Below are 17070 nucleotides of genomic sequence, written 5' to 3'. Positions count from 1 at the left end.
AAAAGTAGCTGTAGCAAGCCCCGTTCATCCATCTTTTCGTCTGTCTAATACGCACTTTCCCTTATTTTTGGTCCTTGTTTTTAAACCAATCATTGATATACTCATGAAGAAATGGATAATGTGCGCTGCCATGCTTTGCAGCGTTGGAGCCTTTGCACAAAACAGTACCAACGTGGAGGGAAGCCGCTACCAGTTTACCGTTTTAAAAAACCTGGATGCAGGAGATGTACAGAACCAGGGCCGTACCGGCACCTGCTGGTCTTTTTCCGGCCTCTCTTTCTTTGAATCAGAAATACTGCGTACCGGTAAAAACAAAGGACTGAACCTCAGTGAAATGTATGTTGTACGCAAAATGTATCCTTTAAAGGCAGCCAACTACGTACGTATGCACGGAAAAGCCAATTTCGGTGAAGGCGGTGGCTTCCCCGACGATCTGCTTTGCCTCCGCGAATACGGCCTGGTTCCGCAAAGTGTATACGATGGCAACAAAGATAAAATATACAACCACGCCGAAATGGAAAGTCTCCTGGAAGGCATGGTGAATAAAATCGGTAACGCACAGGGCACTATCAACCCCGACTGGTCAAAAGCTTTTGACGGTGTGCTCAATGCCTATATGGGCGATGCCCCAGAAAAATTCCAGTATAACGGTAAATCCTATACACCGCAGTCTTTTGCAAAAGAACTGGGCCTGAATGCGGATGACTATGTACTGATTTCTTCCTTTACGCATCACCCATACAATTCACAGTTTGTACTGGAAGTGCCGGATAACTGGAACTGGGAAAAAGTATATAACGTAAACCTGAATGACTTTACCAACATCGCTGAAAATGCCATCATGAATGGTTACACCATTGCATGGGCTGCCGATGTAAGTGAAAAAGGATTCAACTTCAAAGACGGACTGGCCATTGTTCCTGAAAAAGACTGGGCTGATATGTCTGCCGAAGAAAGAAAAAATGTTTTCCTGGAGCCTGGTAAAGAAAAAGCCATTACTCCTGAAGTTCGCCAGAAAGCTTTCGATAACTTCGAGACACAGGATGATCATGGTATGCACATTGTAGGCCTGGTGAAAGATCAGAATGGCAATAAATATTTCCGGGTGAAAAACTCCTGGGGCACCGATAACCCCGGTCAGGGATATTTCTATGCTTCTGAGCCATACTTCGCATATAAAACCACCTGCTACATGGTAAACAAAAAAGCGTTACCGGCAGATATCGCGAAAAAACTGGGTATTAAATAATTTTTTTAGAGAGATAGAAAAAGAAGGGGGACTATGTGTTAAAACTGTTCCCCAGAAAAAAATACTCCAGGAGCCGGTCTTGTTTTAGACCGGCTCTTTTTTTACCGGATCTGCTTTCAAAACCGCTATACCTCCTTCTCTTTTACCTGAAGCTGGTGCAAGGAAAATGCCTCATACCATCTGCTTAGCGCATGGAACAAGTGGCCGCCTATTCCCCCTTTGGATGTGATAATAAAAAAGGTCCAAGGCTGCCAGGTCGGGATCTGTTCCGGTTCAAAATAAACGTTCAGCGTCATGGGTCCCATCATTGTTGGAGTTGGAGGTCATGAGATTCCAGAAATGAACCGGCTTATTATCTTAGATCATTAACCCTTTTTTAGAATCAGAAGATGCAGACGTTATTCCTGGAACACACGTTGTTATCATAACCGTTTTACAGAGCAGGTGATTTTAACAGCTATGCAAAGGAGATCATTGTGTTCAGTGCATCCCAACCCCCGGCATTAAACCATTATTTTCAGGCCATTTCTCATATTTGTCTTTTTAAAATATATTTGCCCTGATCAACTAATTATCATTGACTCTGTCAATTATTATCTTTCAAAATAAATACAATAAAAGAGATCAGCGTTTTCCTTCCTGCTGCTGGGCATAAGAATAGCTTCCTAAACGGAATTTAAGTGGTAACCCGGTTTGTTTCTGCCAGGCCCATTCCTTTTTGCAGAAGAACCCAAAATGTTGCTGGTAATAAGCATCAGGGGCAAAGCGGTAAACAGGGGCAGCTACAGGTTCCCGGGCAGGGAATGTATGAGGCAAAGAAGAAAATGTGCTAACCGGTTTTTGCCCGAAGCCGGCCGGCCGGAAAACAGGGGTGTCTGTTAAATCAAAAGACGACGGCTTCATGGCCGCCAACGACAATGGTTTCATTATGCGGGTTTGCGCTCCGGCTATTATACCCGAGAATAAACAAAACACACAAATCCACCATCGTTTCTGCATATATTATCAGGATATTTCTTCAAAACTTCCAATGCCTTCACGGATCAGTTCCGGCACCGGACCCGTGCAATCCACCACTGTAGAAAAGCCCATACCGCCCGGGCCCCCATCTATCACAATATCTACCTGTTTTCCAAACTTCTCATAAATGATCTCCGGGTCCGTGTATTCTTCTACGTAATCATCTATCGGCAACGTGGTGCTCATAATCGGGTTGCCCAATTCTTTCACAATAGTGCGGCAGATATTATTATCAGGCACCCTGATACCCACCGTGTCTTTTTTCGTTTTCAATAATTTAGGCACCAGCCGGCTGGCCGGTAAAATAAATGTGTATGGGCCGGGTAATGCCTTTTTCAACATACGGAAAACAGGCGTGTCCACGCTCTTCGCATAGTCCGACAAATGACTCAGGTCATAACAGATGAACGAAAACTGTGCTTTTTTCGGATCTATCTGCTTAATTCTTGCAATACGCTCTATGGCCTTATGTTGTGTAATATCACAACCCAGGCCATACACCGTATCAGTTGGATAAATAATAATCCCTCCGTCTTTCAAACATTCAATGATCGTTTTTAAATGACGGGGATTCGGGTTATCCGGATGTACGTTTAATAGCATATATAAAGTTAACGATTGTGCGTCACTTTCAGGTTTTTAGCCTACCTTTCGTCCCGATTTTTCTAAACCTACGCGATGAATTTAAAAGGCATTGTTCCCAGAACGTGGAGGAGACTGAAGAGGGTAGTACTGGTTTTAATTGTTGCGCAATTTTTATACATCCTGCTGTTGAAATGGGTGAATCCGCCTATTACTATCACTGAAATAGCCAGCTGGTTCAGCCTCTGGGGAACAGACAAAAAACTGCAGAAAACATGGGTGAGCTATGATGAAATATCCCAACATGCTAAACTGGCCGTAATAGCCAGCGAAGACCAGCTTTTTACAGACCATAACGGATTCGACTTTAAGTCGATTGAAAAAGCAATGAAGCATAACCAGCAAAGCAAAAAAATAAAAGGAGCCAGCACTATCAGTCAGCAGGTTGCTAAAAACGTGTTCCTCTGGCAGGGTCGCAGCTGGTTCAGGAAGGGCCTGGAAGTATATTTCACCTTCATGATCGAAAAAATATGGGGCAAACAGCGTATCCTCGAGGTATACCTGAACGTGGCAGAAATGGGAGAGGGGGTATTTGGTGTGGAAGCTGCGGCACAGGTAAACTACCATAAAAATGCAGCCAGCCTGAACAGGGAAGAAGCCGCCATGATAGCCGCCTGTTTACCTAATCCAATTAAATATACCATCAATCCGCCTGCACGGATCACATCTTACCGGCAGCGGAGAATACTTGTACAAATGCGCAATCTCTCGCCCGACCCGGATATAATGGAACTGGTTACCGGCAGGAAATAATCAGCGCCGGTGCAGCAACTGTTGCACAGCAGCTATTGCCAGCGCTTCACGCTCTTCATATCCGCCCCTGATATCTTTCCATTCCACGCCGGAATTTATGACTATCTCCCGGTAAATATTATAAAAATAATGACGCATTTCGGGGTCCGGATATTCCCTTTGCGGATCTTCCTCCCAGGGCAGATCAATATAAGTAAGCAGGTACAGATCACAACGCTGACGGGCTATCTGCTGTAGAATACGTGGATCACAACGCCCGTATTTATGTTCGCTCCATACCTTGATCACGTACAGATCAGTATCACAGATCAATACTTCATTGGCCCGGCTGGCCATATGCTGCTCAAGTGCTACCTGGCCGGCTGCAATTTGCAGAAGATCAGCTTCTTCGTACGGCCGTTGGAGTTGATCGATGTACTCACGCGCATATTCCGGCGTCCATACGGTATTGAAATGCTTCGCCAGCTTTTCGCTGAGCGAGCTTTTCCCCGTTGATTCAGGTCCTATAACAACTACTTTCTTCATGTATGTTCTTCTCTTTGCAACACCTCTTTTCTCCAGCTAAGATACCCGAATATAGCGATGGTAAATAAAAAGATAGTTAATCCGGCAGTAAGATACAGGTGCTTGTACAACAACAGCGGGATAGCCACCAGGTTGGAAATATTCAGCAATATCCAGTTCTCCAGCTTCCGTTTAGCGAGCAGCCACATACCTGCACAGGCAGTGGCAGATACAAAGGCATCCATTACCGGTACATTTGAATCGGAGAAACGGCTTAACAGGAAATAAAAAATCCCCCAGCCGGCCAGGGCTATAAAAATGGCGGTAAGCAGTTCCCTGCTGTTGCTGCGCATCACCGGTGTAGCAGGTTGTTCCGGGCCTTTCTTTGCCCAATAGAGCCATCCATATACGCTCATCACAAGGTAATATGCATTCAGCGCAGCATCCGCATACAGCTTGAAATGCTCCCTGGACAGGAGGTAGGTGTAAATACCTGTGCTCACAATACCGGTAGGATATACCAGTATGTTATTATTTTTTTGAAAGATGACCGATAAGACAGCAAAGAAAACAGCTACTGCTTCCAGCCAGGTCATCTGGTGAAGACCTTCTAATATACCCTGGTATAAATCGTTCATAATGCGAATGTGGATCAATAATTCCGGATTATGTCAACCGGGATGCGGCTAATACCACATCCCGGAAAATTATTTTTTTTCTCCTATCAGTGTACCGGATACATTCCAGAAGCTCTGGCTGCTACCTTCCGGCTTACCCTGTGGAATAGCTACCTGTATAGTATGCTGTCCCGGAGTGATATCTGGTAAAGAGATGAATACCGGGGATGTAAGCGTACCCGGGCACCAGTTGGAACGGCTCAGATCAGAGGAAGAGAGCCCGTTGCCCAAATTACCGGAAGCAGGATTCAACAAACGGTACGTCGCGCAATCTGTGCGCCATGGAATAAAATGATATACCCGTTTTCCATCTACAAAAATTTCATTTTGCTTTGGATTAAATTCATCGCCACCTCCCCAGCCACCATGGCCGGTAGTCAGGAATCTTAACTGAATATTTCTGACGCCTTCCGGAATGTTGACGGTCACACTGAGGGAGTCTTTATCAAAGAGGGTCGCATATTCCTGCCCGGCCATTTCCATCAGATTGGTGGTATTGAAAACAGGATATATCCAGTTGGCTGCCGGGCGGTTCTCGTCTTCCGGATCACCCGGATAATATTTAAGACTAAGGCTTACTTTATGACCGCCTTTATCATAGTTGCCAATATAAACGCCCAGCCATACATCGCCCTGCAGGCGGCCATGCAGCTCGGTGATATCCTGTTTATAGATCACGGAATCGGCCCAGTTGTAACCGGCGATTTTTACCTGGTTATTAAACTGCCGGACGCCGAATGGTGTGAAGAAACGCAGCACTTCCATGGCAGGTAAATAATTGTCCGTTGCTACCATGCCCTGGTATTGCTTTCCATTTTTAGCGGTGAATAACGGTAACGCCCCTACGCCTTTCTGAAGGCCGTCCAGGAAAGAAGTGGCTTTATCTGCCGGGATCATAAATACCGAACCTGTTCTGTCGTAGGCATCACCATTGGAGTATTGGGTAAGCTCCGCAAAAAGTGTTTCTCCTTTCCGGGCTGCCGGTAAATTTATTTTTTTAAGGATGACTGTACCGCCTGCAAAATGATAGGTTTGATTGAGCTGTTCCCCCGGGGGATTAGGCGTGTTATTGCCCCAGCTGATCTGTTCCTGGTCAAATACCGGCAGGGTAGTGTACCGGCTGTCGATCACCTGCCGCATATATGCGGCGTCATTTACCAGGATACCGGTATTGGAAGGCCAGGCCAACGCCGTTCCGGTCACTTTGCCCCAGGTAATTTTTTTTGCCAGGGTTTCGCTGTTACCATTACGCACTATTTTAAGCACCAGGCCAAGGCCTGGTGCTATAGTAATATTTGGCGTGCCCTTCAGTGGCAGCGCGTTGGTATACCATACTTCTATGGTGTTAGACCTGATAAACAGTTTGGCTTTTTTACAGGGATATCCCAGTATGGTGGCGGTATCGGGCAATAATTCAGGTGTGGTATATTCAGAAAATGCTTTTTTCAGCGTATATGCTTCCCCGTTGGGAAGACTTAACACTTGCAGGGTCATTTGCTCCTGTAGCTCCAGGAACTGCTGTTCCTTCTGTTTACCATTGCCGGGAACAATGTGTGCCCGCTGATGGTCGATGATCAATTGCAGCCCGTTACCAGGAATTTCTTTCCCGTTGCTGCTGAAGCCGTAGGTGATAATAGCCGATGCGCTGTCCACCGGTTTCTTTCTTTGCGCCTGTACCGGTTGCAGGGCGAGGATCAAGCCGGTAATGATCAGTAGTAGTTTTCTCATTGTAGCTGTTTGCTTGTATTATCAGGGATACCGCTCCGATAAATGCTAAAAAAAAGCACAGCCATAAAGACTGTGCTTTCGTTTAACACTATCATTCACTCAACTATGGCTTATTCTGCTTCTGCCACTACTTCTTTCACTTCCGGGATCATGCGCTTCATCATGCCTTCAATACCGGCTTTCAGCGTGATCATGGAGGAGGGGCAGCCCGAACAGGAACCTTGCAACATCAGTGTAACCGTACCATTTTCATAGTCTTTGAACTGAATGGCGCCGCCATCCATTTCAACTGCCGGTTTCACATAGTTTTCAAGTAATTCCTTGATCCGTTTTACCACGTCTGTATCATCTGCACTCACTTCATTGCTCGCAGTAGATTTGGTAATTACTACCTCATCTTCATTGATAACAGGTCGGGAGTCTTCCAGGTATTCTTTCAGGAAGGCCTTCACGGTAGGAATTATATCGTTCCAGTCGGTTTCGCTGGTTTTGGTAAGCGTAATAAAGTTAGCCATAATAAATACGCCTCTGATGAAAGGGAAGCTAAACAGCTCTATGGCTAAAGGAGACGGTTTTGCACTGGCTTCATCCGGGAAATCAATACTTTTACCGGGGTACAGGAGCTTGTTCGCCACAAACTTCATGGTTTCCGGATTTGGCGTCATCTCCGTATATATGCTGATGATTGGATTTCCTGTTTTAATCATTTTATCCTAATTTACTTCTGCAAAGGTAACATTTTTCAGGCAGATTTCCGGGATGCATCTGAATGTAGCCTATTGAAATTACCAATCCGGATATAGTTCCCAGTAATATCCCCGTCACTCCTTGATCTTCTACATATTATACAAATTTTTCATTATGTTATTAAAAGAACTTTCTCCCAAAATTTACGATGCGCTGAACCAGCAGGTGGAGATGGAAGCAGCCTCCTCCCAATATTATCTCGCTATGGCCTCCTGGGCGGAGGTGCAGGGGTATAACGGCGTGGCCCAGTTCCTGTACCGGCATTCCGATGAGGAAAGAGCCCATATGCTGAAGCTGCTGAAGTTTATCAACGAAAGGGGCGGTCATGGCCTGGTTCCGGCTTTAAAGCAACCTACCGTGAAATTTAAGAATATCCATGCCATTTTTGAACATGTGTTCAGCCATGAACTGCTGGTTTCCAAAGAAATTAATAACCTGGTGGATATGTGCCTGAAGGAAAAGGATTATGCCACACACAATTTCCTGCAATGGTATGTTACCGAACAAATTGAAGAAGAGCGCCTTGCCCGCCATATCCTCGATAAATTAAAGCTGATAGGGGAGGACAAGGGCGGTCTTTATATTTTCGACCGGGATCTTGCCACCCTGGATACCAACGACAGGCACTAATATCTGATTTAATTTCTGCGTGCCACTTATTACTTTTGTAACCATATATGCAAACATCCAAAGTTTTAAAAGCACGCAAAAGAATTGCACTGATTGCTCACGACCATAAAAAGGCGGAGCTGATAGAATGGGCCACTTATAACAAAACGGTACTTAGTCGGCATGAACTGTATGCAACCGGCACCACCGGCCAGCTGATAGAACAGGCGCTGGATGTATCTGTGAGAAAACTCCTGAGTGGTCCCCTGGGCGGCGACCAGCAAATCGGCGCCCTGGTGGCCACCGGGGAACTCGATGTGATCATCTTTTTCTGGGACCCGATGGAGGCTTTGCCTCACGACCCGGATATCAAGGCCCTGCTTCGCCTCGGCGTGGTATGGAATATCCCGATGGCCAGCAACCGGGCATCTGCGGATTTTCTCCTGACATCCCCTCTGATGCACCAGGAATATGAAGCCATTCTTCCGGATTATAGCCAGTATACGAAAAGAAAGATTTAGCCAACCGCTGCTTCCTGAATTTTCCGTACTTTAAATAAAAGCTACGGGAATGAAAATTTATACCCTCTTCTTCGCAGCCATACTGGTTGGCCTGGCTTTCCCATGCCATGCACAAAACGACAGCAGTAAGGCCGGCCGCGACTCCCTCACCAATTCACAACTGATCCTGACCACCCGCCTGCTAAGAGAAAGCGATTCCCTGCAGAAAGCAGACAATGAACAAAAAAAGCAATTGCAGCAACAACTGGCGGAAATCAATAACGATAATGACCACCGCAAAAAAGAACTGCAACAAAAACTGGCTGCTTTCATAATGGCCGATTCCCTGAAAAAAGCCGCCGCCACCCAGCGTATTCTCCGGTTAAAAGCCATCAGCAAGGGTATCCCGGTAGTACCTTTTCGTGACGATACTCTTTTCTATATCTACAATAGACTCGGCCCCCTGAATCCGAGCGACCGGGCACAGAACATTGAGCACAAACTGGTGCAGCTTGCCAACGATCCTTTTTTTGTTCCTGACTCAATAAAAGTTATACCCAATGAAAACAATATAGATGTCATCTATAACGAGCTGGTGCTCCTGAGTGTAACAGACGATGACGCACTGTGGCTGGAACAGGATAAAACCCAGGTAGCACAACAATATGCAACAACTGTGCGCAATGCAATACTGCAGGAAAAGAAAGACAGCAGTTTTCAGAGTGTTCTCATCCGCATAGGATGGCTACTTCTGATCATCCTTGTTTTTTCCTTCATCGTTTATGGTATCAACCGTTTGTTCAAACAACTGCGCAGAAGAATTGTACGGGAAAAAGACCGCTATTTTAAGGGGGTTAAAGTAAAAGAATATGCATTGCTGAACCAGCAAAAGCAGGTAGGCATAGTTTTTAATCTCCTGCGCATCGTGCGGATCATCGCCATTCTTCTTGTTTTTTATATTACCCTGCCCTTTGTATTCAGCATTTTTCCATGGACAAAAGGGATTGCCGATAAACTGATCAGCTGGACATTATCTCCCATCAAATCCATCCTGATGGGATTCCTTCACTATCTCCCCAAACTACTTACAATCATCGTGATCTACCTGATAACAAGATACCTGGTGAAATTTGTGAATTACCTGGCGGAAGAAGTGGCAACCGGCAATCTTACTATCAATGGTTTTTACCCCGACTGGGCAAGGCCCACCGGAAGCGGCGTGAAATTCCTGTTATATGCCTTTATGTTCGTGGTAATATTCCCTTACCTCCCAGGGTCGGACTCAAAAATATTCCAGGGAGTATCTGTTTTTCTTGGTATCCTGTTTTCACTGGGCTCATCTTCCGCCATTGCCAACGTGATAGCGGGTTTTGTAATTACGTATATGCGCCCGTTTAAGATCGGCGACCGGGTTAAGATCGGGGAAATTACAGGAGATGTGATAGAGAAAAACCTGCTTGTTACCAGGCTTCGTACCATCAAAAACGAGGAAATCACAGTACCTAATGCCAGTATATTAAACGGCCATACCATTAATTTTACCACGTCCAGCAAAGATCTCGGGCTCATCTTACACACTACTGTAACTATTGGCTATGAAGTACCCTGGAAAAAAGTTCATGAAATGCTGATCAAAGCCGCTATAGCCACAGATGGCGTTATGAAAAACAAGCCCCCGTTTGTACTGCAAACCAGTCTCGATGATTTCGCCATCGCCTATGAAATCAACGTATATACAGATCACTTCCATAAAATGGCGGTCATCTACTCTGATCTTCACCGGCATATTATAGATGAATTCAATGCGGAGGGTATTGAAATTATGTCGCCCCACTTTATTGCACACCGCGATGGCAACATGACCACAGTCCCCGCAGAATACCTACCGGAAGATTACCAGGCACCGGCTACAAAGCTTAAGATGGAAAAAGATTAGTTCGCTATCTTCATAAGAATCACATATTTGTATCGGATCAGCCCTGCTTTTTGCTATTTTCGCATCTTACGTTAAAAAAAGTCAGGCTCATGTTGAAGCAATTTATAGCAGGCGTAATACTATCGATCATTGGAATACAGCAGGCATGGGCACAATTGCCTCCAAAACGTGAACTGAGAGCAGTATGGATTGCCACTGTGGAAAATATTGACTGGCCCTCCAGGCGGGGATTGAGCACAGAACAACAAAAACAGGAGTTCGTCGCAATACTTGATCAGCAGCAACGGAATGGTATGAACGCTGTAGTGGTACAGGTTCGCCCGGCTACCGATGCCTTTTATGCTTCGCCTTATGAGCCCTGGTCTGAATATCTCACCGGCGTACAGGGGCAGGCTCCAAATCCGTATTATGATCCTTTACAGTTCATGGTAGAGGAAACCCATAAGCGCGGTATGGAGTTTCATGCATGGTTTAACCCATACAGGGCGGTGTTCAATATCAGTCGCAGCAGCGTGGCCCCCAATCATATTACCCGCCTGAAACCGCAATGGTTTGTTACCTACGACAATAAAAAATATTTTGACCCGGGCATTCCTGAAGTGCGCGAATATGTAACTGCGGTGATCCGTGATGTGGTAAAACGCTATGACATAGATGCCGTACATTTTGACGACTATTTTTATCCTTACCGGGTTCCCGGAAAAGAATTCCCCGATAACAGCTCCTACCGGCTCTACGGCAATAATATGCTGCGGGACGACTGGCGCCGCGCCAATACAGACGCTATTATAAAAATGCTGAGCGTGGCAATAAAAGCGGAAAAGCCCTGGGTTAAATTTGGCATCAGCCCCTTTGGCGTATGGCGTAATAAAGACAAAGACCCTGAAGGTTCATATACCAAAGGTGGCCAAACCAACTACGACGACCTGTTTGCTGATATCCTGAAATGGCTGAAGAATGGCTGGATTGATTATGTAACACCCCAGATCTACTGGGAGCGCGGGCACCGGTTGGCCGACTATGAAATATTACTGAACTGGTGGGGCCAGCATGGTTACGGGCGGCAGGTATATATCGGTCATGGCGTATACCGTATAGGCAGCAATGCAGCCTGGAAAAACCCGAATGAATTACCGGCACAAATAGAAGAGGCAAGGACACTGAACACTATCCAGGGAAGTATGTTTTACAGCGCCGCCTCTTTCCGCGGCAACCCCCTTGGCATTGAAGATGCACTGCGTACCCGCCTTTATAAATACCCGGCCCTGCGGCCCATTATGCAATGGCTGCCTAAAGAAACTCCGGAGGCCCCTTACTTTATTGATGCCTTTGAAAGGCCTGGTGGACTGGAAATACACTGGGCTGATGATGACACCAGCGGTCATACCAAACAATATGTATTATACCGGTTTGAGCAAAATGAGGCAATTAACGTAAGCGACCCTACGAAAATAATTGGTATCCTGCAGCAGTCGTCTGATCCTGAGTTTAAGGACCACACTTATGTAAAAGGAAAACTGTATACCTATATTGTAACGGCGCTCGACAGGATGCAGAATGAAAGCCACATCAGCGAACCATTGCGTATGCGGCAGGTAAATGGCAAGGCGCAGTTCCTTTTTGAGCCGTAGCCGCGGGGACAAAGTTTAGTGTGATCAACTGTGATGGCCCGGTGTTACTATGGGATGGTGCATTAGAAATCAATGCGCCCGTTTCCATATCAATGGCTGTGGCTTCAGCTGGAAGTTTCAGATCCGGGAAGGCATCTGTATGCTGAAGTGACGTGGTAGATCCCAGCGCAACATCATATTAATAAAAGGTATTATCCAAATATAATATATAGAGGGCAAAAAGTACCCCGGTCGTAAAGGAAGCTCCTTTCGGCGAACCAGGTAAGCCTGTCAGGCTGAGCCGTAAAACCAGTCCAATTTGTCCTGAGGGAGCATTCATTTTTTTAAAAACTCTAACAATTCGAGGTATCTTTTTATTTTTTTCTAAATTTTAACCGTCTAACAAAAGTTTATATAAAAAATACCGCATTCCTTTAGTATCTTTAAACCGTTCCCGAATTATATCGTACACCATCACCCGCGGCGCAAGTCTGAAGGGAAGGGTGTGCCAAAGCAAAAAATCTAAACCAAATGGATGAAGTGAAGCAAACGCAAGGTTTATACCGTCCGGAATTTGAACATGATGCCTGCGGAACAGGATTTACTGCCCATATTAAGGGCCGTAAATCCCACCATATTATTCGTGATGCCTTAACCATGCTGGAAAACATGGAACACCGCGGAGCCTGCGGCTGTGAGCAGAATACGGGTGATGGTGCAGGGATACTGTTTCAAACGCCCCATGAGTTCCTGTATGATGAATGCCTGAAACTGGGCATCGCGTTACCGGAATTTGGAAAATACGGTGTGGGCATGGTCTTCTTTCCGAAAGAACCACGCTGGCGTGAAGAATGCCGCGAGATCTTTCAACGCAGCGCAGAGAAACTGGGCCTGGAGATTCTTGGCTACCGTAAAGTACCGGTACGCCCGGATGGCATTGGTGAATCTGCCCTTTCTGTAGAACCGGAAATTGAACAGGTATTTATTGCCTGTCCTTATCATATCAGTGATCCGGAAATCTTTGAGCGCAAATTATTTGTGCTCCGTAACTATGTTTCCAAAACAGTTCGCAATACAGTTCCTAAAGAGAAGTCACTGTTTTACATTGCCTCCCTCTCTTATAAAACAATTGTATATAAAGGTCAGCTCACCACTTACCAGGTACGTCATTATTATACAGACCTGAGCGATGAGAAAATGGTTTCTGCCTTTGCTCTCATCCACTCCAGGTTTGCGACTAATACATTCCCGAGCTGGAGACTGGCTCACCCGTACAGGTATATCGCCCACAATGGTGAGATCAATACGCTGAAGGGCAACCTTAACTGGTTACGCGCCGGCGAAAGGGACTTTATTTCCAAATACTTCACCAAAGAAGAAATGGAAATGCTGCTCCCCATCGTGGAAGAAGGCCAGTCCGACTCCGCCAGCCTGGATAACGTGATTGAACTGCTCACCATGACAGGCCGTTCCCTGCCACATGTAATGATGATGCTGGTTCCTGAAGCATGGGATGGTAATGAAGATATGGGTGAAGAAAAGAAAGCATTTTACGAATACCATGCTTCTCTCATGGAGCCATGGGACGGTCCTGCTTCCATTTCCTTCACTGATGGTAAAATTATTGGCGCTACCCTCGACCGTAACGGGTTACGTCCAAGCCGCTTTGTAGTAACAAAAGACGATCGCGTGATCATGGCTTCTGAAGCCGGTGTATTACCGATTGATCCAAAAAATATCAAAGAAAAAGGCCGCCTGCAACCTGGCAAAATGTTTATCGTAGACATGGACCAGGGCCGCATCATAGGGGATGAAGAGCTGAAACAACAGATCTGCTCCCAGCAACCTTATGGCGAATGGCTGAATAAATATAAGATCCGCCTGGAAGAACTGCCTGAACCAAGAGTAACCTTTACTCACCTGGAGCACGACCAGATCTTTAAATACCAGCGCGCATTCGGTTACAGCACTGAAGACCTGGATAACATCATTGCCCCAATGGCTATTGATGGCAAGGAACCTGTTGGTTCCATGGGCACAGACACCCCGCTGGCAGTACTGAGCAACCAGCCACAGCACCTCTGTAACTACTTTAAACAACTGTTCGCACAGGTAACCAATCCGCCTATTGATCCTATCAGGGAGAGACTGGTAATGTCGCTGGCTACCTTTGTGGGCAACAATGGTAACTTGTTGGATGAGGATCCGCTGCACTGCCACGGTTTGGCACTGCGTCACCCGATCCTCAACAACCACGAGCTGGAAAAGATACGCAGTATCGATACCGGTTTATTCCAGGCCAAAACATTACACACCTATTTCAAGGCCGACGGCAAGCCCGGCTCCCTGGAAAAAGGACTGGCCCGCTTATGCCGCTACGCGGTAGATGCAGTGGAAGATGGTTTTGAAGTAATCATCCTGTCCGACCGCGCTATCGATTCAGAACATGCCGCTATTCCATCTATCCTCGCAGCTTCCGCCGTTCACCACCACCTGATCCGCAAGGGTTACCGTGGCCAGGTAGGACTGATCGTAGAAGCCGGCGATGTTTGGGAAGTTCACCACTTTGCCTGCCTGCTGGGCTTTGGCGTAACCGCTATTAACCCATACCTGGCGCTCAGCACTATCCGCGATATGAAGCTGAACGGCAAACTGGATACCACACTGGATGTAGATAAACTGAAGAAGAACTATATCAAAGCAATCTGCGATGGGCTGCTGAAAGTATTTTCCAAGATGGGTATCTCTACCCTGCAATCATACCAGGGTGCGCAGATCTTTGAAATACTGGGTATCAACCAGGCAACAGTGGATAAATATTTCACCGGCGCCGTTTCCCGTATACAAGGCCTCGGTCTGGATGAAATTGCCCGCGAAACACTGGCTAAACACTGGATGGGCTATGGCCGTAAAGAAACACCGGTACAGCGTTTAACAGAAGGTGGCGTATACCAGTGGAAACGTAAAGGAGAATTCCATCTCTTTAATCCAACTACTATTCACTATCTGCAACTGGCCACCCGTATGGGCGACTATGCAGCCTTCAAAAAATATTCTAAAGCGGTAAACGATCAAAGTGAAAAGGCCGCCACCTTACGCAGCCTGTTCACTTTCAAAAAGAATCGTCCGTCTATTTCAATTGATGAAGTAGAACCGGCTACCAGCATCTTCAAGCGCTTTGCTACCGGTGCTATGAGCTTTGGATCTATTTCACACGAGGCACACTCCACACTGGCGATTGCAATGAACCGTATCGGTGCAAAAAGCAACACCGGTGAGGGTGGAGAAGATGAGCTGCGCTATGAGCTGCTGGAAAACGGCGACTCAATGCGTTCTGCCATCAAACAGGTAGCCAGCGCCCGTTTTGGGGTTACCAGCTACTACCTGACCAATGCCGATGAATTACAGATTAAAATGGCGCAGGGTGCAAAACCCGGCGAAGGAGGACAGTTGCCCGGCCATAAAGTGGACGACTGGATCGCGAAAGTAAGGCACTCCACACCTGGTGTGGGTCTCATTTCTCCGCCTCCTCACCACGATATTTATTCTATCGAGGATCTGGCGCAGCTGATCTATGATCTGAAAAACGCCAACCGTGCCGCCCGTATCAGCGTGAAACTGGTATCTAAAGCAGGTGTGGGAACTATCGCAGCAGGTGTTGCAAAAGCACATGCTGATGTGGTCCTGGTTTCTGGCTTCGATGGCGGTACCGGTGCTTCCCCGATAAGCTCAATCAAACATGCCGGTTTACCCTGGGAGCTCGGTTTGGCCGAATCTCACCAGACGCTGGTAAAGAATAAGCTCCGCAGCAGGGTAGTGCTGCAAACAGATGGTCAGCTGAAAACCGGCCGCGACATTGCCATCGCTACTTTACTGGGTGCCGAAGAATGGGGTGTTGCCACCGCAGCCCTCGTAGTAGAAGGTTGTATCATGATGCGTAAATGCCATGTAAATACCTGTCCTGTTGGTGTTGCTACCCAGGATCCGGAACTGCGCAAACGCTTCAACAGCGATCCGCAACACGTGGTAAACCTGTTCACCTACCTCGTGGAAGAGCTCCGCGAAATCATGGCCGACCTGGGCTTCCGTACCATCAACGAAATGGTAGGCCAGGTAGAATGCCTCCAGATGCGCGATAACATCACCAACTGGAAAACACAGAAACTGGATCTGTCACCGATCTTATATAAAGAAGAAGCTTCTGCCGAAACAGGCCTGTACAAACAGGAAGAACAGGATCACGGCATCAGTGAAGTGATCGACTGGCAACTGCTGAAGGCCGCACAGCCCGCACTGGAAAAGAAAGCCAGGGTGTACCAGCAATTCCCTGTAAAAAATACAGATCGTACTATTGGTACCATCCTGTCTAACGAAATATCCAAACGCTACAAAAGCGAAGGATTACCGGAAGATACCCTGCATTTCAAGTTCATCGGGTCTGCAGGACAGAGCTTCGGCGCCTTTACCACTAAAGGTTTAACGCTGGAACTGGAAGGAGAAGCCAACGATTACTTCGGTAAAGGGCTGTCTGGCGCCAAGCTGATCCTTTATCCACATGGAGAAGCAGGATTCAAGGCAGAAGAAAATATCATTGCGGGCAACGTTTGTTTCTATGGAGCTACCTCCGGCGAGGCTTTCATCCGCGGCAAGGCAGGAGAACGTTTCTGTGTGCGTAACTCCGGTGCTACTGTAGTAGTGGAAGGAGTAGGCGATCACGGATGTGAATACATGACCGGCGGTAAAGCGGTGATCCTGGGTGAAACCGGCCGCAACTTCGGAGCAGGTATGAGCGGCGGTATCGCTTATGTGTACGATGTGAAAGGCACTTTCGCCAACCACTGCAACAGGGATATGATCGACCTGGATCCGCTGGACCAGGAAGATGTAGCACAGCTGCAGGACCTGATTACTAAACATCATGCCTATACGAACAGTACGGTAGCGAAGTTTATCCTGAAAGACTGGGAAAACCAACTGCGTCATTTCGTGAAAGTATTCCCGAAAGAATACAAGGCAGCGTTGAAATCAGCTAAAACACAGGGCCAGAAAGTGGGTCACTAATTGAACAATTAACATTCATCATCAAAATATCCCT

Annotated in this window: 13 protein-coding genes; 7 read left to right on the top strand and 6 right to left on the bottom strand. The window is 46.6% G+C overall.

All coding sequences use genetic code 11. The annotated features are described in order from the left end of the window. Positions 1 to 103: 103 nt before the first annotated feature. Positions 104 to 1249, top strand: coding sequence for a C1 family peptidase (locus ABIE50_RS03285; RefSeq protein WP_209855922.1), 1146 nt, complete (start codon positions 104 to 106; stop codon positions 1247 to 1249). Between the two features lie 624 nt (positions 1250 to 1873). Here ABIE50_RS03285 and ABIE50_RS03280 read toward each other — a convergent pair. Both ABIE50_RS03280 and ABIE50_RS03275 read right to left on the bottom strand, forming a co-directional pair. Then, positions 1874 to 2176, bottom strand: coding sequence for a hypothetical protein (locus ABIE50_RS03280; protein WP_209855925.1), 303 nt, complete (start codon positions 2174 to 2176; stop codon positions 1874 to 1876). A 78-nt stretch (positions 2177 to 2254) separates the two neighbouring features. Further along, a complete protein-coding gene (locus tag ABIE50_RS03275; RefSeq protein ID WP_209855937.1) occupies positions 2255 to 2872 on the bottom strand; it encodes an L-threonylcarbamoyladenylate synthase in 618 nt (205 codons plus the stop codon). Between the two features lie 75 nt (positions 2873 to 2947). Here ABIE50_RS03275 and mtgA point away from each other — a divergent pair, with 75 nt between their 5' ends. Beyond that, complete coding sequence (mtgA, locus tag ABIE50_RS03270) at positions 2948 to 3664, top strand: monofunctional biosynthetic peptidoglycan transglycosylase (protein ID WP_209855940.1); 717 nt, start codon at positions 2948 to 2950, stop codon at positions 3662 to 3664. Here the strand turns inward: mtgA and ABIE50_RS03265 are convergent, their stop codons facing one another. From ABIE50_RS03265 to ABIE50_RS03250, 4 genes are all read right to left on the bottom strand, one after another. Continuing rightward, complete coding sequence (locus tag ABIE50_RS03265; protein ID WP_209855943.1) at positions 3665 to 4189, bottom strand: AAA family ATPase; 525 nt, start codon at positions 4187 to 4189, stop codon at positions 3665 to 3667. Then, the gene (pnuC, locus tag ABIE50_RS03260; RefSeq protein WP_142684522.1) at positions 4186 to 4806 is read right to left on the bottom strand and encodes a nicotinamide riboside transporter PnuC; all 621 of its coding nucleotides are present in this window, start codon (positions 4804 to 4806) and stop codon (positions 4186 to 4188) included. The genes ABIE50_RS03265 and pnuC overlap by 4 nt, the downstream gene beginning before the upstream one ends. Positions 4807 to 4875: 69 nt before the next feature. Next, entirely contained in the window at positions 4876 to 6573 is a 1698-nt protein-coding gene (locus ABIE50_RS03255; protein ID WP_209855946.1) for a PNGase F N-terminal domain-containing protein, read from the bottom strand. Positions 6574 to 6683: 110 nt separating this feature from the next. Further along, positions 6684 to 7280 (bottom strand): NifU family protein, encoded by a 597-nt coding sequence (locus tag ABIE50_RS03250; protein WP_079471504.1) that lies wholly within the window; start codon positions 7278 to 7280, stop codon positions 6684 to 6686. A 154-nt stretch (positions 7281 to 7434) separates the two neighbouring features. On the opposite strand from ABIE50_RS03250, the gene ABIE50_RS03245 reads away from it, so the two are divergent. From ABIE50_RS03245 to gltB, 5 genes are all read left to right on the top strand, one after another. Then, positions 7435 to 7950, top strand: a complete 516-nt coding sequence (locus ABIE50_RS03245) for a ferritin (RefSeq protein WP_209855949.1) — start codon at positions 7435 to 7437, stop codon at positions 7948 to 7950. A gap of 47 nt (positions 7951 to 7997) precedes the next feature. Next, on the top strand, positions 7998 to 8450 hold the full coding sequence (locus ABIE50_RS03240; RefSeq protein ID WP_209855952.1) for a methylglyoxal synthase: 453 nt from the start codon (positions 7998 to 8000) through the stop codon (positions 8448 to 8450). Between the two features lie 49 nt (positions 8451 to 8499). After that, the gene (locus tag ABIE50_RS03235; protein WP_209855956.1) at positions 8500 to 10365 is read left to right on the top strand and encodes a mechanosensitive ion channel family protein; all 1866 of its coding nucleotides are present in this window, start codon (positions 8500 to 8502) and stop codon (positions 10363 to 10365) included. An 89-nt stretch (positions 10366 to 10454) separates the two neighbouring features. Further along, positions 10455 to 11996 (top strand): glycoside hydrolase family 10-like protein, encoded by a 1542-nt coding sequence (locus ABIE50_RS03230; RefSeq protein ID WP_209855960.1) that lies wholly within the window; start codon positions 10455 to 10457, stop codon positions 11994 to 11996. 510 nt (positions 11997 to 12506) lie between these two features. Beyond that, on the top strand, positions 12507 to 17036 hold the full coding sequence (gltB, locus tag ABIE50_RS03225) for a glutamate synthase large subunit (protein WP_142684529.1): 4530 nt from the start codon (positions 12507 to 12509) through the stop codon (positions 17034 to 17036). Positions 17037 to 17070: the final 34 nt, after the last annotated feature.

The organism is Chitinophaga sp. OAE865 (genome assembly GCF_040546735.1).
GTDB classification, from domain to species: domain Bacteria; phylum Bacteroidota; class Bacteroidia; order Chitinophagales; family Chitinophagaceae; genus Chitinophaga; species Chitinophaga polysaccharea_A.
Note: the sequence above shows the minus strand (reverse complement) of the source record. Positions and strands in the feature narration are given on the sequence as shown.

Excerpts from the sequence above, each read along its gene's own strand:
- mtgA (WP_209855940.1), top strand. The coding sequence starts at position 2,948 with ATGAATTTAAAAGGCATTGTTCCCAGAACGTGGAGGAGACTGAAGAGG.
- ABIE50_RS03255 (WP_209855946.1), bottom strand. The coding sequence starts at position 6,573 with ATGAGAAAACTACTACTGATCATTACCGGCTTGATCCTCGCCCTGCAA.
- ABIE50_RS03240 (WP_209855952.1), top strand. The coding sequence starts at position 7,998 with ATGCAAACATCCAAAGTTTTAAAAGCACGCAAAAGAATTGCACTGATT.
- ABIE50_RS03265 (WP_209855943.1), bottom strand. The coding sequence starts at position 4,189 with ATGAAGAAAGTAGTTGTTATAGGACCTGAATCAACGGGGAAAAGCTCG.
- ABIE50_RS03235 (WP_209855956.1), top strand. The coding sequence starts at position 8,500 with ATGAAAATTTATACCCTCTTCTTCGCAGCCATACTGGTTGGCCTGGCT.
- ABIE50_RS03280 (WP_209855925.1), bottom strand. The coding sequence starts at position 2,176 with ATGAAACCATTGTCGTTGGCGGCCATGAAGCCGTCGTCTTTTGATTTA.
- pnuC (WP_142684522.1), bottom strand. The coding sequence starts at position 4,806 with ATGAACGATTTATACCAGGGTATATTAGAAGGTCTTCACCAGATGACC.
- gltB (WP_142684529.1), top strand. The coding sequence starts at position 12,507 with ATGGATGAAGTGAAGCAAACGCAAGGTTTATACCGTCCGGAATTTGAA.
- ABIE50_RS03275 (WP_209855937.1), bottom strand. The coding sequence starts at position 2,872 with ATGCTATTAAACGTACATCCGGATAACCCGAATCCCCGTCATTTAAAA.
- ABIE50_RS03230 (WP_209855960.1), top strand. The coding sequence starts at position 10,455 with ATGTTGAAGCAATTTATAGCAGGCGTAATACTATCGATCATTGGAATA.
- ABIE50_RS03250 (WP_079471504.1), bottom strand. The coding sequence starts at position 7,280 with ATGATTAAAACAGGAAATCCAATCATCAGCATATATACGGAGATGACG.
- ABIE50_RS03285 (WP_209855922.1), top strand. The coding sequence starts at position 104 with ATGAAGAAATGGATAATGTGCGCTGCCATGCTTTGCAGCGTTGGAGCC.
- ABIE50_RS03245 (WP_209855949.1), top strand. The coding sequence starts at position 7,435 with ATGTTATTAAAAGAACTTTCTCCCAAAATTTACGATGCGCTGAACCAG.